We start from the raw sequence: 21638 nt of genomic DNA on the forward strand, positions 1-21638 counted from the left end.
GTTATTATGTGTGAAATATTGTTTATAGAAATGTAAGGAAAGGTATGGCGTTAAATGGATAAAGTATACAAAAAACGACCGTTATATAAAAGAAGTTGGTTTCAAACGTTTTTGGCATTTTTAGTTACGCAGCTTTATTTTAATTTTGTAGAATTAACGGGATGGGGTCCTAAGTATAGAGAAATGAATGGATTCCCAGCAAACATAGCTGAACTAGATTTCTTTCAAACATATCTTTCATTCTATGATAATCCATGGTTTAATATTATTACGGTTTTCTTGGGGATTTTCACTATTATACAAATAATCACAGGGATAACAAAGGATATTCGAAATTAAAGCAATAACTTCTGATGCCTTATTAATGATGAAAGAAATGAACACTTTCTTATTAATCTTATGAGTGAAGACTGCGACACTTAGTCAGCAGTCTATTTTATTGGTTCTGGATCGGGATTACCGTTCTCATCCTCTTTACTCCATGTGGTTCACAAGTAGTAGCAAGCGGTAGGTTAAGGCTTTTTCATTCTCTTGAGTACTCAGATATACCACCCCCAACTCAATTTACTTAATCAAGTTATCTCTTGAAATTAGTTTTTCCACAAATGATATTGAGATACGGATATGGTGTAGCGTTAAATATCCTATCTCGATAACAGGACAATTATTTTGCTTTTGTAATAGGGAGAACTCATATGATATTCTATTTAGGTTGGAATACTTTTTATCCAAAAAGTTCAAAAGTAAGGCCACTAAGAAAGATGAAGGTCAGCGCTAGTATTAATAAACCACAATATAGATATAAAAAATAGGTGTAGATAATCATCACACTTTTTTCTCTTTCGAACCGATTAAAAGGTTCAGGAGTTGACTGAATTGATCGGAAATGAACTATATGGGGATAATTATAGCGAAACTCCATTACGTTAACTCAATTAAGGTGTTCTATCTTATCTATTCTATTTCAGTTTGCTGTTTCACTTTTTATCGTGTGAAAAGTGAAATGTTCAAAATTTACTATAGTTTGATAAGAAATGCTTTCGCATGCTATAAGTGTAAAAAGAAGCATGGCCAGTTTTTAATTTTGGGACAAAGGTGCAGCAGTATCCCATAATGAAAGGATTTGAATGTATGATGACAGAAAATTTCTGGCGTGAATTACCACGGCCATTTTTTGTATTGGCACCAATGGAAGATGTGACAGATGTTGTTTTCCGGCATGTAGTAAGTGAAGCAGGCAGACCGGATGTGTTTTTTACAGAGTTCACAAACTCAGAGAGCTATTGCCACCCGGATGGGAAGGATAGCGTGCGCGGCCGTTTGACTTTTACAGAGGATGAACAGCCAATTGTGGCCCATATATGGGGAGATAAGCCTGAAAACTTCCGTAAAATGAGTATTGGCATGGCAGAGTTAGGATTTAAAGGACTAGATATCAATATGGGCTGCCCTGTGCCTAATGTTGCGGGGAATGGAAAGGGAAGCGGCCTTATTTGCCGTCCTGCAGTTGCGGCAGAATTAATACAAGCTGCAAAAGCAGGTGGATTGCCTGTAAGCGTGAAGACAAGACTTGGATACACGGATGTGGATGAATGGCGCGAGTGGCTAACACACATTTTGAAACAGGATATTGCCAATCTTTCTATTCATTTGCGTACAAGAGCGGAAATGAGCAAAGTGGATGCGCATTGGGAACTCATCCCAGAGATTAAGAAACTTCGTGATGAGGTGGCAGCTGATACACTGTTGACGATCAATGGTGATATTCCTGACCGTCAAACTGGCTTAAGACTTGCTGAACAATACGGCGTCGATGGAATTATGATAGGGCGTGGTGTTTTTACAAATCCATTTGCCTTTGAAAAGGAGCCGAAAGAGCATAGCAGCAAGGAATTGCTTAATCTCTTAAGGCTGCATCTGGATCTCCATGATAAGTATTCGGCATTAGAAGCGCGTCCGTACAAACCTCTTCCTCGCTTTTTCAAGATTTATCTCCGCGGATTCCGAGGGGCAAGTGAATTAAGAAATCAATGCATGAACACAAAGTCAACAGATGAAGTGCGTGCATTGCTCGACGACTTTGAGAGAAAGTATCTTGATGGAGTAGAGTAACAGCAGTGCTTGATTCAAAAAAGCCTAACAAAATAAAGGGATTTTCACACCATTCTTGACTAAAATAAACCTGGATGTTCGGTAAAATAAACAATTCCGATTTCCAGGTCTTTTTTGTACGCAGCTTTTACTCAGCCTGTCTTTTCTCTAATTTATTGTAAGAAAATAATGGTATATTTAGTGGAGATATCTTATAAAGGGGGAGAGGAAAATGAAACGACTATGCATCATCCCCTGCGGCAAGAAAAAAATCTGGGACGTCCAGCCCGATGCCGGGCCGGTAAGGGCAGAGGACGCTTATCTCAGCCCGTTTCATCAAGCGTGCGAGCGGTATGCGAAAGCATTTTTCGATGAGTGGGTGATTTTGTCTGCGAAGCACGGGTTCCTCCGCCCTGATGATCTCGTTTCGGGAAATTACGATGTCACTTTTGGCACCGGTCATCCGGAAATCATGACAGCGGACGAGCTGAGCCGCCAATTTCACGAAAAAGGCTTTTCTGATATCGAAGAGCTAGTCATGCTTGGCGGAAAAAAATATCGAAACGTTCTAAACGCCGTCATCGGAGAACACCAGCATATCAGCTGGCCGCTGTCATCATACAAAGGCATAGGCTACATGCTTCGGGCACTGAACCGGGCTGTTGAAGAAAAGCATGAACTGTAGCACGTACATATGAAGAAAAGAGTGGGAACATGAAAAAACTTGTGTGCCAGCGGGTTATCAAAAACAGATGCCGCAAAGATGGCGGTATCGGATATGTCAAATATTCAATTGATTTTCTTTCAAAAGCAGCTATTCAATCGAACGATGCAGAGGAACTAGGAAGTTAAAATCATTTCCAAGGAAATAAATACGTCGATCATTGTCAAAGGCCGGGTGATATCCGGTCTTTTTTTGTATGCTGTAGAACGAGACAAATGGATCAGTTTGAGACAAAACGAGACACCCGTCTCAAACTGTCTCCAGTGTAAAAATGAAAAGGTTGATTTTACGGGCTTCAAATACTGGCACACTTCTTGCTTTTATAATCGTGAACCCTAAATAGAAGGAGGCGCACAAAATGGAATTGTTAAAACGAGAAGGCTTGTCATTAACTGAGGAAAAAGCGCTGTGGATGTACCAAAAGATGCTGGAAATCAGAGGCTTTGAAGACAAAGTGCATGAACTGTTCGCCCAGGGAGTGCTTCCCGGATTCGTTCATTTATATGCCGGTGAGGAAGCCGTGGCTGTAGGGGTGTGCGCTCATTTACATGATGGCGACAGCATTACAAGCACACACAGGGGACATGGACATTGTATCGCCAAAGGCTGTGATCTGGATGGCATGATGGCGGAAATTTTCGGGAAAGCGACCGGATTGTGCAAAGGCAAGGGCGGTTCTATGCACATTGCGGATCTTGATAAAGGCATGTTAGGGGCAAATGGAATCGTCGGAGGCGGATTTACGCTCGCATGCGGATCAGCGCTCACGGCTAAATATAAACAGACTAAAAATGTAAGCGTTTGCTTTTTTGGAGACGGGGCAAATAACCAAGGCACCTTCCACGAAGGGCTGAATCTAGCGGCTGTATGGAACCTTCCTGTCGTATTTGTTGCTGAAAACAACGGCTATGGTGAAGCTACCCCATTTGAGTACGCATCAGCCTGTGATTCAATCGCCGATCGGGCGGCTGCTTATAACATGCCGGGGGTTACAGTTGACGGGAAAGATATTTTAGCAGTTTACCAGGCAGCCGAGGAAGCGATAGATAGAGCAAGAAACGGCGGAGGCCCGTCTTTAATTGAATGTATGACCTACAGAAACTACGGACATTTCGAAGGGGATGCCCAGACCTATAAAACGAAGGATGAAAGAGTTGAGCACCTTGAAGAAAAAGATGCCATTCAAGGCTTTAAAAACTACCTTTTAAAAGAAACAGATGCTAATAAGCTGTCAGACATTGAACAGCGTGTCAGTGAATCGATTGAAAAAGCCGTCTCGTTCAGCGAAGACAGCCCATATCCAAAAGATTCGGAGCTGCTGACAGATGTGTACGTGTCATATGAAAAAGGAGGAATGTAAGAGATGGCGAGAGTCATAAGCATGTCAGACGCGATCAATGAAGCAATGAAGCTTGCGATGAGAAGAGATGAAAATGTGCTTTTGATCGGTGAGGATGTCGCCGGGGGAGCGGCTGTCGATCATTTGCAGGATGATGAAGCATGGGGCGGTGTATTAGGGGTCACAAAGGGGCTCGTACAGGAATTCGGGCGCACAAGAGTGCTGGACACACCGATTTCTGAAGCGGGCTACATGGGTGCGGCTATGGCTGCGGCATCAACCGGGCTGAGACCGATTGCGGAATTAATGTTTAATGACTTTATCGGCACATGCTTTGACCAGGTGATCAACCAAGGGGCGAAATTCCGCTATATGTTCGGCGGTAAAGCGCAAGTGCCGATTACCGTCCGCACCACATACGGGGCAGGATTTCGGGCCGCTGCCCAGCATTCACAAGCGCTGTATGGCCTTTTCACCAGCATCCCGGGGCTGAAGACGGTTGTTCCATCCAGTCCGTATGATGCCAAAGGTTTGCTGCTTGCAGCAATAGAAGACAATGATCCGGTGTTCTTCTTTGAAGACAAGACGTCCTACAACATGAAGGGCGAGGTGCCGGAAGATTATTATACAATTCCGCTCGGAAAGGCGGACATCAAACGCGAAGGCAATGATGTCACGTTATTTGCAGTCGGCAAGCAGGTCAATATCGCGCTTGAAGCAGCTGCACAGCTTTCAGAGAGAGGAATCGAAGCTGAGGTGCTTGATCCCCGCAGTCTGTCCCCTCTGGATGAGGATGCGATTTTCACATCGTTGGAAAAAACAAACCGGCTGATCATCATTGATGAAGCCAATCCGAGATGCAGCATTGCCACGGATATTGCAGCGATTGTCGCAGACAAGGGTTTTGATTTGCTTGATGCGCCGATTAAACGGATTACAGCACCGCATACACCAGTGCCGTTTTCACCGGTGCTTGAAGATCAATATTTACCGACACCAGATAAAATTGTCAGCGTCACGCTTGAATTGCTTGGCGAGCCGGCAATGAATTAAAGGGGGGACACAAATGGCGGTAAAAGTAGTGATGCCAAAATTGGGAATGGCGATGAAGCAAGGGGAAGTATCGATATGGAATAAAAAAGTAGGCGACCCGGTTGAAAAGGGAGAAAGCATTGCCAGCATTCAATCGGAGAAAATTGAAATGGAAATCGAGGCGCCTGAAAAAGGTACGCTGATCGACATCAAAGTGAAAGAGGGAGAAGAGGTTCCGCCCGGCACTGCAATCTGCTACATCGGGGACGCTAATGAATCAGTGCAGGAAGAGGCAAGCGCGCCTGCTGCTGAAGACAGCGAGCCGCAAGCCGTCCAGCCCATCAAACAAGAAAGCAAACCCGCAGCCTCCAAAAAAGATCGATTGAAAATATCTCCAGTTGCTAAAAAAATAGCGGAAAAAGCGGGGTTAGACCTGAAACAGCTGAAAGGTACTGGACCAGGCGGAAGAATCGTGAAGGATGACGTAACGAAGGCGCTGGCTGAACAGAAAAAAGCTCAGGCAAAACCTGTTTCTGATCAGAAAGCGCAGGAAACCCCGGTGACAGGCATGAGAAAAGTCATCGCTGCCCGAATGCAGGAAAGCTTAGCAAACAGCGCGCAGCTGACGATTACGATGAAGGCTGATATCACTAAGCTTGCCACTCTTCAAAAACAGCTTTCACCAGCTGCGGAAGAACGGTACGGCACAAAACTGACAATCACTCATTTTGTCTCAAGAGCCGCCGTTCTCGCTCTGCAAGCTCACCCTGTGCTGAACAGCTTATATCAAAACGAGCGCATCATCACACATCCTCATGTGCACCTTGGTATGGCTGTAGCCTTGGAAAATGGCTTAGTGGTGCCTGTCATCCGCCATGCTGAAAAGCAATCGCTGATTGAACTAGCTCAATCCATCTCAGAAAATGCCAAAAAAGCACGCGAGGGACGTGCGGGAAGCGACGAGCTGCAAGGCTCAACCTTCTCCATTACAAATCTTGGCGCTTTTGACGTTGAGCATTTCACACCGATATTAAATCCGCCGGAAACAGGCATTCTTGGCATCGGAGCAAGCTATGACACACCGGTGTACCAAGGGGAAGAGATCGTCAGAAGCACGATCCTGCCGCTCAGCCTGACATTTGATCACAGAGCGTGTGACGGCGCCCCTGCCGCTGCATTCCTGAAGGCGATTAAAACATATTTGGAAGAACCCGCGGCATTAATTTTATAGAAAAAGCAGGTGATTATGACATGACACTAGCCATTATCGGCGGCGGACCTGCAGGCTATGCGGCGGCGGTCTCCGCGGCTCAGCAGGGCAGAAACGTGCTGCTCATTGACAAAGGCCAGCTTGGGGGAACCTGTCTGAATGAAGGCTGCATTCCCACGAAGTCTTTGCTAGAAAGCGCAAACGTTCTTGACAAAATCAAGCATGCCGGCAGCTTTGGAATCGAACTCCCCGCAGGTGCGATATCAGTCGATTGGAGTAAAATGCAAAACCGAAAACAGCAGGTTGTCAGACAGCTTGTTCAAGGCGTTCAGTACCTAATGAAGAAAAATCAAATACAGGTTGTAAAGGGAACAGCCTCCTTTCTTTCTGAAAGAAAGCTCTTGATCGAAGGACAAAACGGAAAAGAAATCAGAGAGGCGGACCAAGTATTGATTGCCTCAGGATCAGAGCCGATCGAGCTGCCGTTCGCTCCTTTTGACGGCGAATGGATCATCGACAGCAAAGACGCGCTTTCTCTTTCCGAGATTCCGTCTTCACTTGTCATTGTCGGCGGCGGTGTCATCGGGTGTGAGTATGCAGGGCTGTTTGCCAGATTGGGATCGAAGGTGACCATCATTGAAACAGCGGGACAGGTGGTCCCTGCTGAAGATGAAGATATCGCCCGTCTCTTTCAAGAAAAGCTCGAGGAAGACGGTGTTGAAGTGCATATCTCATCCAGATTAGAGCGGGTGGATCAAACAGCGAAAACGGCAATATGGAAAAGCGGTCAGCGTGAGTTTAAAACGAAGGCCGATTATATACTGGTGGCGATCGGCAGAAAACCCCGTCTTGACGGATTACAGCTGGAGCAGGCAGGAGTTGATTTTTCTCCAAAAGGCATTCCGGTGAATGGGCACATGCAGACGAACGTGCCTCATATTTACGCGTGCGGAGATGCAATAGGAGGCATTCAGCTGGCGCATGCCGCATTCCATGAGGGCATCATCGCTGCTTCTCATGCTTCTGGAAGGGATGTCAAAATCAATGAGAAACATGTGCCGCGCTGCATCTACACGTCCCCGGAAATCGCGTGTATCGGAATGACAGAACGACAGGCAAGAAGCGTATACGGGGATGTGAAGATTGGCGAATTTCCTTTCTCCGCAAACGGAAAGGCGCTCATTAAACAGCAAGCGGAAGGAAAGGTCAAAATCATAGCTGAACCGGAATTCGGCGAAATCGTAGGTGTTTCGATGATTGGTCCGGATGTAACCGAGCTCATCGGCCAGGCGGCAGCGATCATGAATGGTGAGATGACGGCAGATATGGCGGAGCATTTTATCGCCGCCCATCCGACTTTATCGGAAACATTGCACGAGGCGCTGCTAAGCACGATCGGGCTTGCGGTTCATGCATAATAAAGGTAAAAGCAGGCGAATGGATATAAAGCGCCTGCTTTTTTATTGTTGAAAGCGCTTTATTTTTCCCCTACAATAGATGAAAACGGCGTGTAAGGGAGGAGCGATCAAGGAAATGAATTCGGTCCCAAACGATTTGCAAACCTGGAAACGTTTTGTGAAAGACGGTGTGCTTGACGAAGCCCGAATAAGAAAACGGATCGCCGAGTCATGGCATCGCTGCAAAAAAGCTGAGGTCAATCCTTATTTAGAAAAAGGCCCGAGGGTTTTACAGCAAACGGAGCTGGATCAGCAGTCAATAAAGCATTCATTCTTCCTGACGACCGCAAAGCCTTACCTCGAAAAACTGCTGCCTGCCATAAAAGAAATGGAAATGATGGCGCTGTTAATTGATTCAGATGGTGTTGTACTGGCATTGGACGGCCATCCCCGCGCGCTCTATGAAGCCAAACGCATCAATTTCGTCGAAGGGGCATGCTGGACAGAAACGGCTGTCGGAACAAATGCGATTGGCACGGCGCTCCACATCAGTGAGCCTGTTGCAATACAAGGATCAGAGCATTATTCTATCGCTTCCCATCTTTGGAACTGTTCAGCCGCTCCGATTCACCATGAGGATGGCAGCCTTGCGGGTGTAATTGACATATCATGCCCGACGGCAGGCGCGCATCCTCATATGCTTGGTATTGCCACGGCGATTGCCTATGCCGCTGAACGGGAACTCGCAGCTAAAAGCCGTGAGAAAGAGCTGGAGCTGATCAGCCGTTTTGGGGAGAGAGCTGCATCCAGTGTGCCAATGGTGCTCTGTAATACCAAGCAGCACATCATCAGTGCGAGCATACCGATTCGAACCTCAATGCCGGATTGGCAGGGCCGGCACCTGTATGAGTTGAAGGAACGTGGCTATTCAATCGAAAAAGCTGTCACCGTAGGAGATGGCGGCACTTGTTTTTATCTTTCGGAACAAAAGAAAAAGAAGGCGTTTCGATTTAATGGAGTGATCGGGCAAAGCGGCCGATCGCAAGCGATGCTGATGAACCTTGAACGAGCAGCTGCGACGGATGCAACGGTCTGTTTGTCGGGTGAAACGGGTACGGGGAAGGAGGTCGCGGCTCGCGCGCTTCATGAGAACAGTGAGAGACGGCACGGTCCGTTTGTTGCTGTTAATTGCGGAGCGATTCCGTCTGATTTGATTGAAAGCGAACTCTTCGGCTATGCAGAGGGCGCTTTTACGGGAGCAAAGCGAAATGGCTATAAAGGCGCCTTTCAAAAAGCCAATCAAGGCACCTTATTTTTAGATGAGATCGGAGAAATCTCCCACTCGATGCAGGTTGCGCTTTTACGCGTGCTTCAGGAACGCAAGATTACACCAATCGGCGGGGCGAAAGAAATTCCGGTTGATATCAGAGTCATTGCCGCCACACATTGTGATTTGCGCGAGCTTGCCGAAAGCGGAAAAATCAGAGAGGACTTGTTTTACCGCCTTCATGTCTATCCAATTGAACTTCCTCCATTGCGCGATCGCCCCGAGGATATTCCGGACCTCTTCGAGTACTACAAACAGAAGAATCATTGGCCAGGCGAACTTCCTTCTGATTTTTGTGATGTGCTGAAGCATTGGAAGTGGCCGGGAAATATCCGTGAGCTATTTAATGTGTTTGAACGTCTTTCCATCAGATTTCCGGACGGCCGGCTTGGAGATGAGCCGCTATCAGCTTTGCTGGAAGCCGCTGGACTGCCGATCAGCACTGCAGAAAAACAGCCCGCTGCTGCCGGCGTGCTCAAACTTCGTGAGCAAATTCAAAAGGATATGATGATCAAAGCGCTTGAATCCGCAAAAGGAAACGTCTCTCAAGCCGCCAAAATCAGCGGTATCCCGCGAAGCACTTTCTACAAACGCCTGAAGAAATTCAACTTGTCCGCTGAATCATAAAGCATACTTCCTTCAGGAAATGGAAACATTACGTATTGAAGGAGGGTGTTACGATGAATATCCAAAGGGCGAAAGAAATTGTAGAATCTCCCGATATGAAAAAAGTAACGTACAACGGTGTTCCTATTTACATTCAGCACGTGAATGAAGAAAATGGAACAGCAAGAATTTATCCGCTTGACGAACCGCAGCAGGAGCATGAAGTGCAGCTGACAAGCTTAAAAGAGGATTAAACAAAAATGGCCCGCTTCATAAGCAGGCCATTTTGTTATCCGCGCGGCGCAAATAAAATGACACATACACCGATGAGACAAATGCATGCGCCGATCCAATCATACAGATCAGGTGTTTTCCGGTCAATAAGCCATCCCCACAGGACCGCAAGCACGATGAATACCCCGCCATAAGCGGCATATACACGACCGAAGGAAGGAAAGGACTGGAATGTCGGAAGAATGCCGTAGACAATCAAGATCAATGCTCCGGTGATCCCATAGCCGACTGGCTTTGCCTCTCTCAGCCACAGCCAAACCAAATACCCGCCGCCAATTTCGGCAAGCCCCGCCGCGAGAAATAAAAGAATGGTAATCAGCATCACGCGCACTCCTCAAGTTGCTTTTCTCTTTCATTATAAAGGAGGAGAGCTGTTAAAGTTTTGGATGATTCTCAAATTCCTTTAAATACGCGCTGCGCTGAATCTCCGTAAATTGGCTGATCCAGTTGCTTTTCGCCTCTTCATTCAGATGAGGGAGGATATAGCGTTCCACCGCTTCAAAAAACAATGGATTCGCGATAATGTTCCAAGTAGGGATGCGAACGATTTTGCCGTCTGTTTTCTCGATGATAATATCCTCAAAAAAGATCCCTTTTAAACTGTATTGATGGCGTCCCATATACAGCCGCTTCACCTCGGAAAACAGCACGCTGCGTTTTCTCGAAAAGATCTCGCCACTAGGTCCGGTCTTTATGCTGAAAATGACATTTCCCCGGCTTGTGAACGCAGGAAAAGCCATAAAGAATGTGATCAATCCATAAATTATCGCCAGTAATCCGCCGCCCAAATAAAGCAGGGCATATTTAGATTCAAATGTGAGAGCTTCAGACACCAGCCAGACTCCCACAATAAAGGCGCCCCCTGTAGCGAGGAACAGCCAAGCCCTTAGAAACATCATGCTTTTTACTTCAACCATGTGTGCTGCCCCTAAAGCTTCGGATGATTCTCAAATTCCTTCAAATACGCACTGCGTTGGATGTCTGTAAACTGGCCGATCCAATTGCTTGTTGCCTCTTCATTCAGATGGGGGAGGATATAGCGTTCAACCGCTTCGAAAAACAACGGATTCGGAATGATGTTCCAAGTGGGAATGCGAATGGTCTTCTGATCAACGGTTTGGATCAATATATCTTCCTGGAAAATTCCTTTTAGACTAAATTTATGGCGGCTCATCTCAATTTTCTTGATATCAGTAAACGTAACAGACACTTTGTCAGTGAACACTTCTCCATCTTTTCCTGTCTTGATGCGGAAAATGGTATTTCCCCGCGGGGTGAAAGCCGGAAAGAAGATGATAAATAAATATAAACAAAACAAGGTGAACAGAAAGCCGGCAGGAATGGCTAATAGGTAATATTTCGTTTGAAACGTAATACCCATATAAAAGAGCCACAAACATGCTAATCCCATACCGGCAGATCCGACAAAAGCCCATATTCTCAGGAACATTTTGCTTTTGACTTCAATGATTTCTTGGTTTTTCAATGCTTTTCTCCTTTTGTTAATTCAATTCTTATCATTTTGAAATGATTTGATTTACAACATCCTTATGAGCAGGGAGGATAGAAAATTCATTCTGGGTGATGCCTGTGACAAGCCAAGTATGGTGGGCTCCCGGCAGGACAAATGCCATGTCAGCCACTTCAGGAGTGTTATCTTTGCCATATGCCAGACGCATAAGTGTATCCATTTTCCCTTTCCGCAAAGCCAGGTCATTTACAAATCGGGTAACGTCCTCTTGGTGGTCATGTTTTTCAAGGAACTCTTTTAGATATGAAGGGTTGTCTGAAGCGCCCTCCAAGAGCTTTTCAAATTCATTTGATGTCAATGTCACAATCGATTCTCTTTTATCCTCTGTATCTATTATATGTAAAAACTCATCTGTCTTAGCAAGTAACCCTTCACTTGATTCCATTTTTGTAATGCGATGGACTTGTTCATCAAAAAGGAGTTCGTGAGAGTAGGTGCCGAATTTTGATACATGGCAGGACACATTCTGTTCGGCGCCTTGCCCGTTAAATTTAGAAAGCTTCACTGTATAGTCAGCGTCGTTTAATACATGGATAAACGGACAGTACTCGTCCTTTAACCGATATTGATGGTTCCGATATTCCGCTGCATCCTTAGCTAAGAGTGAGCGGCACGCAGCTTCAAATAAGGAGCCGAGCTGTTCATCTTCTATTTCGGGAAAATAAGCTTGTTTTAAGGCCATTCCCTGTTCAAAAAACCCTTCGCTGTAAAAACAAAACAAGAGTTCTTCTATGCTGATTGTAAACTGCTTCATTGTTTATTCTCCTATCCAAATGAAAATTTCCCTTTAAGGAAATGGGTTGCGCCGTGTATAAGTGAATCCGCTGTTTTCTTTGCTTTTTCTATTCCTTTTTTCGCGCTGTCTATCCCTTTATGTATCGATTTATTCGCCGCATCTATGCCGTCATTCACTGATTTGACGACTTTGCCGGCTGATTCCAGCCCTTTTTTGGCTGTATCAACGACAGCATGGATCGGTTCTTTAAGCTTTAAGGCTGCTTTTTCGGCAAAACCGGCTGTATATTTGGCGATTTGTTCTCCGACGACTCCGCCAATGTATGAACCTGCTGCCCCAAGAAGGACAGTACCCACAGGTCCTGCAAAGCTTCCGATTGCACCGCCGATGACAGCACCAGCTGTCGCACCGCCCGCAATAAAAATGGTGTTATTCACAGCATTTCCGACAGCCTTGGCGTTTTCACGCTTGAGAACTTCAGGTTTGTCCTGGTATTTCGCATAATTTTCAGCAATTTTCACGCCTGCTCCGAATGTTTCGGTCGCACCGGTAATCAGTGTGGCGGTAATGGCATTTCCTTTGGCGAATTTTAAGCCCGTTTTTCCCACATCCTTTAAAGTGGAGCGTACGCCGGCTTCATTAAGAAATCCTTTTGTGTAGCTTCTGACGCTGTTTGAAAAATCCACTGTGTCCTGAGGGAAGTATTTTGTAAACTTTTTATGTACCAAATCTGAAAATGGCCGGTTTGTCTTTTTTAACAAATATTTAGGGTTCAAAAGCACTCTGGCCGCTTTTTGATAACGGGAGCTGTCAACGGCCCTGGAAATATCCAATAGAAGTTTTGAGTGCTGGGCGGTATGCAAGCCGCTTGGCTGTTTCACAAATTTCGTAAGCCCTAATCCGTAATATTTTCCCTGCGTCAGCATAAGGGCGGTTAAGCTTGTCATCGTACCGTATTTGTCGTAGGCATTGTAGAGCTTTCGCAAAATATCATCTTGTTCCACAAATTTATCGCCCGTTTTTCTGATGAAAATCTCATTGTCACTCAGCTTGCTGACGAGCGCTTTTCCTGAGCTCCACGCATCGCCTACTCCGGAAAAACAGCTGCTGTAGCGGGGATCGCATTGCAAAATCATCTGCCCCAGCTCCACATGCAGATCCTTATATTTGTTTTCCATATCAGTTAATTCAGTGACTACATCATTTGCAAGCTGTTCTAGCTTATCCGGATCAACTGCAATGTTTCCTGACACACCGTTCACCTCCCGAGTTTATGTCTTTCCTCTCTTGCTTTACGTTCCAGTTCTTCCATTCTGGCAATTTCAGCTTTTCGTTCTTCTATTTTGACAGCGGCTGCCTTCAGCTCTTGGCTTGTTTCAAGCAGCTCTTGTTCAAATTGGTCGTAGGCGGCTTTCGTTTCCTCGAAATCCTGGTCAAACGAATCTCTTGCTTTTCCCTGCCAAGCATCTCCCATTGCAGATAACCGGGATTCAAGCAGCATTTTGGAGCTTCTGACCTCTTCTGCGGCCGCGCTGTACTTGTTTGCCAGCTCAATGACTTTATATGAGTCCAACTTTTGTCCCCTGCCTTTTCTAAATTCACGCACAATTGGATGATTTATATAAATGATTATAAATAATTCGGCATGTATCCGAATCGTACAAAAGAACCTTTTCATAAGAACTGGAAGGGCGTATATTCACTTAAAATTCACAGTTGATGAGACTTTAAGATTACAAAAAAGGAAAAAAAACCAAATCTCACAGGCGGAAGGTGAATGAGAAATTTCCCGCTCTATGGGAAAAAACACTAAAATTGATCAAATGATCTAAGTGCGCCAAACGTGTTACGGGACGGGCTCTTCCATGGTATAAATGAAAATGTAAACGTTATCAAGGAGGTCGTCATATGAAGAAAAAATCATTCTCAATCGTAATAGCGGGCGGAGGAAGCACTTTCACTCCAGGGATCGTACTCATGCTCTTGGACCATTTGGAGGAGTTTCCGATCAGAAAGCTGAAGCTGTATGATAATGATAAGGAGAGACAGGATCGCATTGCAGGCGCCTGTGACGTTTTTATCAGAGAAAAAGCGCCGGATATTGAATTTGCAGCGACGACTGACCCGGAAGAAGCTTTTACAGATGTTGATTTTGTTATGGCGCACATCCGGGTAGGGAAATACGCGATGCGCGCGCTGGATGAACAAATTCCATTGAAGTACGGAGTTGTCGGCCAGGAGACATGCGGGCCGGGCGGGATCGCATACGGAATGCGTTCGATCGGCGGTGTGCTTGAAATATTAGATTACATGGAAAAATACTCGCCAGATGCGTGGATGCTCAATTATTCCAACCCGGCGGCGATTGTAGCTGAAGCAACGAGACGCCTTAGACCGAATTCTAAAATTCTCAATATCTGTGATATGCCGGTTGGAATCGAAGACCGGATGGCGCAAATTCTTGGCTTGTCCTCAAGAAAAGAGATGAAGGTCCGCTATTACGGATTAAATCATTTCGGCTGGTGGACATCGATTCAGGATCAAGAGGGCAACGATTTAATGCCGAAGCTGAAGGAGCATGTATCTCAATACGGTTATATTCCAAAAACAGAGGCTGAAGCTGTGGAGGCAAGCTGGAATGACACGTTCGCCAAAGCGCGTGATGTGCAGGCCGCTGATCCTGACACACTGCCAAATACGTATTTGCAATATTATTTGTTCCCAGATGATATGGTGAAAAAATCAAATCCAAATCATACGCGGGCGAATGAAGTCATGGAAGGGCGCGAAGCTTTTATTTTCAGCCAATGTGACATGATCACACGTGAGCAGTCCTCGGAAAACAGCGAAATCAAAATCGATGACCACGCATCGTATATCGTTGATCTTGCCCGGGCGATTGCTTACAACACGGGTGAAAGAATGCTGCTGATTGTTGAAAATAATGGTGCAATTGCGAACTTTGACCCGACTGCGATGGTTGAGGTGCCATGCATCGTCGGCTCAAATGGGCCAGAACCGATTACCGTCGGCACCATTCCGCAATTCCAGAAAGGGCTCATGGAACAGCAGGTATCCGTTGAGAAGCTGACAGTTGAAGCGTGGGCGGAGAAATCGTTCCAAAAGCTGTGGCAGGCGCTGATCCTGTCAAAAACAGTGCCGAACGCGCGTGTGGCAAGACTCATTCTCGAGGATTTAATGGAGGCCAACAAAGACTTCTGGCCTGAGCTTGACCAAAGCCCGACCCGCATATCATAACTGAAATTCCCCCATTTTCGAATCTGTAATTGTATATAATAGAAAGAAAATGGGGGGATCTGATATGCAGATCGAAGAACTGATCAATCAGCACTACAGCAAATTGAATGACAACGATTTTCATATTTTAAAATATATATTGAACCATAAGCACACATGCTATCACCTTGGAATCGACGCGCTGGCCAAAGCTTGCAGTGTATCGCGTTCCTCAATTTTACGGCTTGCCCAAAAGCTCGGTTTCAGTGGCTACAGTGAATTTCGCGTCTTTTTAAAGTGGGAAGATCAGCCGGAAGAAGGCGAGAGTATGAGTTTTGAAAAGCTGCTTGATGATATTGAAGCAAATTTGAAGTTCTTACGGACAAAGGACATGACGGACATGTGCCAGCTGATTGATGAAGCGGACCGCATTTTCGTCTACGGTTCTGGAAATGCGCAAAAGATATGCGCCCGCGACCTGCAAAGAATGTTTATTCCGCGCCATCGCTATCTCATTTTGATTGAAGACACGAATGAATTTAATTTGATGCGCGAGGATTTTAAAGTGAACGATCTGTTTATCATCATTTCTCTTTCCGGAGAAACACCGGAGCTGATTCCTCAAGCAAGAATGCTTTCTGCAAAGGGTATTCCCTTTATTTCCATTACAAATTTAAAAAACAATGTCCTCGCCCAGCTGACTCCGCATAATCTTTATGCGACAAGCAAACCTGTGACATTAAGCGATAAAACGGAAATTGTCGCTTTTGCACCGTTTTTTCTCGTTGGCGAAGCATTGTTCCGCGCATATGTTGATTACAAAGAGGCAGAAAAAAATGACAATGAGTAGCAGGGGGTTCTGGTATGATGCAAAAAATTCAGCGCTTTGGAAGTGCGATGTTTGTGCCTGTTTTATTATTCGCGTTCGCCGGCATTATCGTCGGCATCAGCACGCTCTTTAAAAATAAAACCCTCATGGGCCCGCTCGCCGATCCTGACGGTTTTTGGTATCAATGCTGGTATATCATTGAGCAGGGCGGCTGGACTGTCTTTAACCAAATGCCGCTCTTATTCGCCATCGGCATCCCGGTTGCTTTGGCGAAGAAAGCTCAGGCACGCGCCTGTTTGGAAGCGCTTACTGTTTACCTGACATTCAATTATTTTGTCAGCTCGATATTGACGGTATGGGGAGGAGCATTTGGCGTCGACATGAACCAAGAGGTCGGCGGAACGAGCGGGTTAACGATGATTGCGGGCATTAAAACGCTCGATACCAACATTATCGGGGCCATCTTTATTTCTTCGATTGTCGTCTTTTTGCATAACCGCTATTTTGATAAAAAACTGCCCGATTTTCTTGGCATCTTTCAAGGCTCAACATATATCGTGATGATTTCCTTCTTTATTATGATCCCGATTGCCTTGGCTGTGTCTTATATATGGCCGATGGTTCAATCTGGAATCGGCTCGCTTCAAAGCTTTCTGGTTGCTTCCGGGGCGGTGGGCGTTTGGATATACACGTTTTTGGAACGGATTTTAATTCCGACCGGCCTTCATCACTTTATTTACACGCCGTTTATTTATGGCCCTGCTGTGGAGGAAGGCGGGATCGTCACGTATTGGGCACAGCATCTCGGCGAATATTCGCAAAGCGCCAAACCGCTGAAGGAGCTCTTTCCGCAAGGCGGATTCGCGCTTCACGGCAACTCGAAAATCTTCGGTATCCCGGGTATCGCCCTGGCTTTTTATGTGACAGCCAAAAAGGAAAAGAAAAAACTCGTCGCAGGGCTGCTGATTCCTGTCACACTGACAGCGATTGTCGCGGGGATTACAGAGCCGATTGAGTTTACTTTCTTATTCATTTCACCATTCTTATTTGCGGTTCACGCCGTGCTTGCCGCCACAATGTCGACAGTTATGTATATGGCCGGTGTTGTCGGAAACATGGGGGGCGGACTGATCGAAGCGGTGACCTTGAACTGGATTCCGCTCTTTAGCAGCCACGGTATGACATATGTATATCAAATTTTGATTGGACTCTCGTTTACAGCTATTTATTTTTTCGTCTTCAGATTTTTAATCCTCAAATTCAATATCGCTACACCAGGACGGGAAAAGGATGAACAGCAGGAAACAAAGCTGTATTCGAAAAAGGAATACAGAGAACGAAAAAACAAGGATGAAACGGCCTCCGCTGCTGAAACGGCGGATGACACCGCTTTTCTATATATTGAAGCGCTGGGCGGAAAAGACAACATCACTGAAGTCACAAACTGCGCCACCCGCCTCAGAGTCAGTGTCAAGGACGAAACAAAGGTTGAGCCCGACAGCGTATTCCGCGCACTTGGCGCACACGGCGTCGTCAGGAACGGGAAGGCGTTTCAGGTGATTATCGGATTAAGCGTGCCGCAGATGCGGGAGCGTGTGGAAAAAATATTGAATCAATAAAGACAGCCCTCCTTTTTGGGAGGGTTTTCGTTTGCCGTCAAAAAGACCGCCATAGTAAAGTAAAGAAAGAGACAATCGAGTAAAAAGGGGTTTGGAGGCTTTTACATGCAAAAAGCTTTGTCGTTTTTAAAACCATATTCAATGCTGGCGGGAATTGCGCTGATTCTTATGTTGACGGAGCTTGCAGTTGAACTGCTGCAGCCTTTATTGATTGCAAAAATCATCGACGATGGGATATTGAAGCAAGATCTGCGGCATGTATGGATATGGGGCGCGGTCATGATCGGACTGACCGTGTTATCCTTTGCGGCGGGGATGCTGAATTCCTTTTATGCCGCCCATGTCAGCCAAAGCTTTTCCTATGATACGAGAAAAGGGCTTTTTCAAAAAATCCAGTCCTTCTCCTATTCCACATTTGGACAGTTTTCGTCCTCTTCTTATATCACAAGGCTGACAAACGACGTCACACAGGTTCAAAATATGATTTTTATGAGTTTGCGGTTTATGCTGCGGGCTCCCTTAATGATTGCAGGCGGCATTGTGCTGTCGCTTGCCGTTAATGTGAAGCTCGGCTTTTTTCTGCTTGTGACCATTCCGATCCTGATCTTGTTTTTGCTATGGGTATTAAGGAAAGGCGGGGCACTGTTCCGCTCAGTGCAGAAAAGGCTGGATCAAGTGAACATCATCATGCAGGAAAATTTAATCGCAATCAAGCTGATCAAAGCGTTGCTTCGCGGCAGCCACGAAGTCAAACGATTTATCAAAGCCAACACAAGGCTGATGGAAAAAACGGTTTCGGCCTTTCAGCTTGTGGAATTCACGATGCCTGTACTAATGCTTTTGATGAATCTCTGCATCCTTTTGATTTTGTGGGCGGGGTCCTACAGTATCACGAGCGGAAGCACTCAGGTCGGCGATGTTGTTGCGATTATTAACTACGCCACACGAATTACGGGCGCGCTTTCGATGTTTCCGTTTTTGATTATGATTTTCACCAGGGCGAAGGCTTCAGGGGATAGAATCGGCGAGGTGCTTGAAACAGAAGGAGATGAGCGGGAGGAAGGCATCATATCTGATCGTTTGTCAGGACGGATTGAGTTTCAGCACGTATCCTTTCACTATCCTGAAATGGACAGAGAAGCGCTCAGGAATGTCTCATTTTCCGCAAAACCAAGAGAAACGATCGCGATTCTCGGTGCGACGGGCTCGGGCAAGTCCACGCTTTTTCAGCTCATTCCGCGGCTTTATCAGCCGGATTCAGGCCGCATTTACATAGATGAAAAGCCGGTTCAAGATTTTCCGGCTGAAGGGCTGCGCAGGCAAATTGGATATGTACCGCAGGAGGTTCTCTTGTTTTCCGGCACAATCAAGGAAAATATAGCTTGGGGCAAAGAAAATGCTTCACTAGATGAAATAATGGATGCGGCCAAACACGCGCAAATTCATGAAACGATTTTGAAGCTCCCAAATGGATATGACACTGTTTTGGGGCAAAGAGGTGTCAACCTGTCCGGCGGCCAAAAGCAGCGGATTTCCATTGCGCGGGCGCTGATTCGAAAACCGGCTATCCTTCTTTTAGATGACAGCACAAGCGCGCTTGACCTGCAAACGGAGGCGAAGCTGCTTGAAGCAATCAGCACATACCATTGCACAACTTTGATCATTACACAAAAAATGACCACGGCGATGAAAGCTGATCAGATTTTGCTGCTTGAGGACGGCGAACTGATTGAAAAAGGCACTCACAGTGAGCTGCTTTCTGAATCTCAGTTATACAAGCGCATTTACGAGTCACAATTCGGAAGGGAGGGGAGCGAGTCATGCTAAAAGACATCCGCAAGCCTTTCCAATATCCCAAACTGCCAATTGACAAAAAAGAAGGCGCGAAAAAGCGGGCGAAAGCAAAGGATACAAAGGGCACACTGAGACGAATCTGGTCATACTTGGCTGAAAGAAAAGGACTGCTCATACTTGTCATGCTGATGGTTGTCATCAGCGCGATATTCGGGCTCCTTGGCCCCTTTGTGATCGGAAAGGCCATCGACCATTTTATCGTCGGGAAAACGGTCAGCGGCTTGATTCCCGTTTTGCTTCTTCTGCTCGCTATCTATATCATTCAGTCCCTGTCGCTTTGGTTTCAAAACTATTGGATGATTACGATCTCGCAGGGCACGGTTTTCAGAATGAGAAGCGAATTGTTCACCCATCTGCATGAGCTGCCGATTCCATTTTTTGATAAACAGCGGCACGGCGAGCTGATGAGCCGGGTGACGAATGACATCGAAAATGTCAGTTCTACCTTAAACACGTCAGTCATTCAAATTTTATCAAGCGTGATCACCTTTGTCGGGACGATTGCGGTGATGCTGTACATGAGCCCGCTCCTTACATTGATTACGCTGACCATTATTCCGGTGATGGCAGCGAGCCTGAAATGGATCACCAACCGAACGGGAAAGCTGTTTAAAGAACAGCAGAAAAACCTTGGTGATCTGAATGGGTATATTGAGGAATCTGTTTCAGGCGCAAAGGTCATTAAAGCCTATTCGCGTGAGAAGCAGATTACTGCTGAATTTCTTGAAAAAAACGCTGCACTCAAGACGTCGGGCTTTTGGGCGCAGACGATTTCCGGGTTTATCCCGAAAGTTATGAACTCTTTGAATAACTTAAGCTTTACAATGATTGCGGCAATCGGCGGTCTGTTCGCGCTGAAAGGCTGGATCTCGATCGGCTCCATCGTCGTCTTTGCCGAGTATTCAAGACAATTTACACGTCCCTTAAACGATCTGGCCAACCAGTTTAATACGATGCTGTCCGCAATCGCCGGCGCTGAACGGGTGTTTGACGTGCTTAATGAAAAAGAAGAGCGCGAGGATGAAAAGAACGCTGTGCATCAGCCCATCCAAACAGGAAGCATTGAATTCCGGGATGTGTCCTTCGGTTACGATAAAGGGCAGCAGACACTGAAGCATTTACAGTTTACCGTGCCTGCCGGGCAGTCCATCGCGTTTGTCGGGCCGACGGGGGCGGGGAAGACAACAGTTACTAACCTTCTCGCCCGTTTTTACGAGCCTGACGAAGGAAAAATTTTAATCGACGGTACAGATATTAAAACCCTTACTAGAGCAAGCCTGAGAAAAAACATGGGGTTTGTTCTTCAGGATTCTTTCTTATTTCAGGGAACGATCAGAGAAAATATTCGCTACGGCAGGCTTGATGCTTCTGATCAGGAAGTCGAAGCCGCTGCAAAAACAGCGAATGCCCATAGTTTTATTGAAAGGCTGCCAAAAGGCTACGACACCGTGCTGACGCAAAACGGTTCGGGCATCAGTCAAGGACAGAAGCAGTTGATTTCTATAGCGCGGGCGGTGCTTGCCGATCCGGTTCTTCTCATTTTGGATGAAGCGACAAGCAACATTGATACCGTAACAGAAGTCAACATTCAAGAAGCGCTCGCCCGTTTAATGGAAGGAAGAACAAGCGTCATCATCGCCCACAGGCTGAACACCATTCAAAGAGCGGACCAGATTGTGGTGCTAAAAGACGGTGAAATGATTGAAAAAGGCAGCCATGATAATCTGATCCGGCAAAAAGGATTTTACAGCAACTTATATGAAAGCCAATTTGAGAAATAGACCTTTGTCCTGCACAGAGGTCTTTTTTGTT

Annotated in this window: 20 protein-coding genes and 1 pseudogene; 15 read left to right on the plus strand and 6 right to left on the minus strand. The window is 46.0% G+C overall.

All coding sequences use genetic code 11. The annotated features are described in order from the left end of the window. The first annotated feature begins 54 nt into the window (after nucleotides 1-54). The 10 genes and pseudogenes from BLL41_RS19835 (at nucleotide 55) to BLL41_RS19875 (ending at nucleotide 9980) form a co-directional block, all read left to right on the plus strand. Complete coding sequence (locus tag BLL41_RS19835) at nucleotides 55-339, plus strand: YfzA family protein (protein ID WP_071579165.1); 285 nt, start codon at nucleotides 55-57, stop codon at nucleotides 337-339. Between the two features lie 795 nt (nucleotides 340-1134). Beyond that, on the plus strand, nucleotides 1135-2112 hold the full coding sequence (locus BLL41_RS19840; protein ID WP_071579220.1) for a tRNA dihydrouridine synthase: 978 nt from the start codon (nucleotides 1135-1137) through the stop codon (nucleotides 2110-2112). 211 nt (nucleotides 2113-2323) lie between these two features. Next, on the plus strand, nucleotides 2324-2776 hold the full coding sequence (locus BLL41_RS19845; RefSeq protein WP_071579166.1) for a DUF6884 domain-containing protein: 453 nt from the start codon (nucleotides 2324-2326) through the stop codon (nucleotides 2774-2776). A gap of 77 nt (nucleotides 2777-2853) precedes the next feature. After that, a pseudogene (locus BLL41_RS22850) lies at nucleotides 2854-2943 on the plus strand (hypothetical protein); the annotation flags it as partial. Nucleotides 2944-3173: 230 nt separating this feature from the next. Then, nucleotides 3174-4175, plus strand: a complete 1002-nt coding sequence (acoA, locus tag BLL41_RS19850; protein WP_071579167.1) for an acetoin:2,6-dichlorophenolindophenol oxidoreductase subunit alpha — start codon at nucleotides 3174-3176, stop codon at nucleotides 4173-4175. A gap of 3 nt (nucleotides 4176-4178) precedes the next feature. Then, nucleotides 4179-5207 carry an acetoin:2,6-dichlorophenolindophenol oxidoreductase subunit beta gene (acoB, locus tag BLL41_RS19855; protein ID WP_071579168.1) on the plus strand — a complete coding sequence of 343 codons (1029 nt, stop codon included), beginning with the start codon at nucleotides 4179-4181 and terminating at the stop codon, nucleotides 5205-5207. Nucleotides 5208-5220: 13 nt separating this feature from the next. Next, nucleotides 5221-6417, plus strand: a complete 1197-nt coding sequence (gene acoC / locus BLL41_RS19860; RefSeq protein WP_071579169.1) for an acetoin dehydrogenase complex dihydrolipoyllysine-residue acetyltransferase — start codon at nucleotides 5221-5223, stop codon at nucleotides 6415-6417. A gap of 20 nt (nucleotides 6418-6437) precedes the next feature. Further along, complete coding sequence (acoL, locus tag BLL41_RS19865; protein ID WP_071579170.1) at nucleotides 6438-7814, plus strand: acetoin dehydrogenase complex dihydrolipoyl dehydrogenase; 1377 nt, start codon at nucleotides 6438-6440, stop codon at nucleotides 7812-7814. Nucleotides 7815-7929: 115 nt separating this feature from the next. Continuing rightward, on the plus strand, nucleotides 7930-9747 hold the full coding sequence (gene acoR / locus BLL41_RS19870) for an acetoin dehydrogenase operon transcriptional activator AcoR (RefSeq protein WP_071579171.1): 1818 nt from the start codon (nucleotides 7930-7932) through the stop codon (nucleotides 9745-9747). A gap of 53 nt (nucleotides 9748-9800) precedes the next feature. Continuing rightward, entirely contained in the window at nucleotides 9801-9980 is a 180-nt protein-coding gene (locus BLL41_RS19875; RefSeq protein ID WP_071579172.1) for a small acid-soluble spore protein H, read from the plus strand. 35 nt (nucleotides 9981-10015) lie between these two features. On the opposite strand, the gene BLL41_RS19880 is transcribed toward BLL41_RS19875, so the two are convergent. The 6 genes from BLL41_RS19880 to BLL41_RS19905 are packed head-to-tail and all read right to left on the minus strand — an operon-like array spanning nucleotide 10016 to nucleotide 13860. Further along, nucleotides 10016-10345: a YnfA family protein gene (locus tag BLL41_RS19880; RefSeq protein WP_083428085.1), complete on the minus strand. Its 330-nt coding sequence runs from the start codon at nucleotides 10343-10345 to the stop codon at nucleotides 10016-10018. A 49-nt stretch (nucleotides 10346-10394) separates the two neighbouring features. Continuing rightward, nucleotides 10395-10937, minus strand: a complete 543-nt coding sequence (locus tag BLL41_RS19885) for a YfjD family protein (RefSeq protein WP_071579174.1) — start codon at nucleotides 10935-10937, stop codon at nucleotides 10395-10397. Between the two features lie 11 nt (nucleotides 10938-10948). Further along, nucleotides 10949-11506 carry a YfjD family protein gene (locus BLL41_RS19890; protein ID WP_071579175.1) on the minus strand — a complete coding sequence of 186 codons (558 nt, stop codon included), beginning with the start codon at nucleotides 11504-11506 and terminating at the stop codon, nucleotides 10949-10951. Between the two features lie 31 nt (nucleotides 11507-11537). After that, the gene (locus tag BLL41_RS19895; RefSeq protein WP_071579176.1) at nucleotides 11538-12305 is read right to left on the minus strand and encodes a hypothetical protein; all 768 of its coding nucleotides are present in this window, start codon (nucleotides 12303-12305) and stop codon (nucleotides 11538-11540) included. Between the two features lie 11 nt (nucleotides 12306-12316). Further along, nucleotides 12317-13540: a hypothetical protein gene (locus tag BLL41_RS19900; protein ID WP_071579177.1), complete on the minus strand. Its 1224-nt coding sequence runs from the start codon at nucleotides 13538-13540 to the stop codon at nucleotides 12317-12319. Between the two features lie 5 nt (nucleotides 13541-13545). Then, nucleotides 13546-13860: a WXG100 family type VII secretion target gene (locus BLL41_RS19905; RefSeq protein WP_042978114.1), complete on the minus strand. Its 315-nt coding sequence runs from the start codon at nucleotides 13858-13860 to the stop codon at nucleotides 13546-13548. 335 nt (nucleotides 13861-14195) lie between these two features. Here BLL41_RS19905 and glvA point away from each other — a divergent pair, with 335 nt between their 5' ends. The 5 genes from glvA to BLL41_RS19930 all read left to right on the plus strand — a co-directional run bounded on the left by glvA (nucleotide 14196) and on the right by BLL41_RS19930 (nucleotide 21607). Continuing rightward, complete coding sequence (gene glvA, locus BLL41_RS19910) at nucleotides 14196-15545, plus strand: maltose-6'-phosphate glucosidase (RefSeq protein ID WP_041851167.1); 1350 nt, start codon at nucleotides 14196-14198, stop codon at nucleotides 15543-15545. Between the two features lie 64 nt (nucleotides 15546-15609). Next, on the plus strand, nucleotides 15610-16374 hold the full coding sequence (glvR, locus tag BLL41_RS19915; RefSeq protein WP_071579178.1) for a MurR/RpiR family transcriptional regulator GlvR: 765 nt from the start codon (nucleotides 15610-15612) through the stop codon (nucleotides 16372-16374). Nucleotides 16375-16388: 14 nt separating this feature from the next. After that, entirely contained in the window at nucleotides 16389-17972 is a 1584-nt protein-coding gene (malP, locus tag BLL41_RS19920) for a PTS maltose transporter subunit IIBC (RefSeq protein ID WP_071579179.1), read from the plus strand. Between the two features lie 105 nt (nucleotides 17973-18077). Continuing rightward, entirely contained in the window at nucleotides 18078-19799 is a 1722-nt protein-coding gene (locus tag BLL41_RS19925) for an ABC transporter ATP-binding protein (protein WP_071579180.1), read from the plus strand. Further along, nucleotides 19793-21607 (plus strand): ABC transporter ATP-binding protein, encoded by a 1815-nt coding sequence (locus tag BLL41_RS19930; RefSeq protein ID WP_071579181.1) that lies wholly within the window; start codon nucleotides 19793-19795, stop codon nucleotides 21605-21607. The genes BLL41_RS19925 and BLL41_RS19930 overlap by 7 nt, the downstream gene beginning before the upstream one ends. Nucleotides 21608-21638: the final 31 nt, after the last annotated feature.

The sequence above is a fragment of the Bacillus sp. FMQ74 genome, assembly GCF_001875785.1.
GTDB lineage: Bacteria > Bacillota > Bacilli > Bacillales > Bacillaceae > Bacillus > Bacillus stercoris.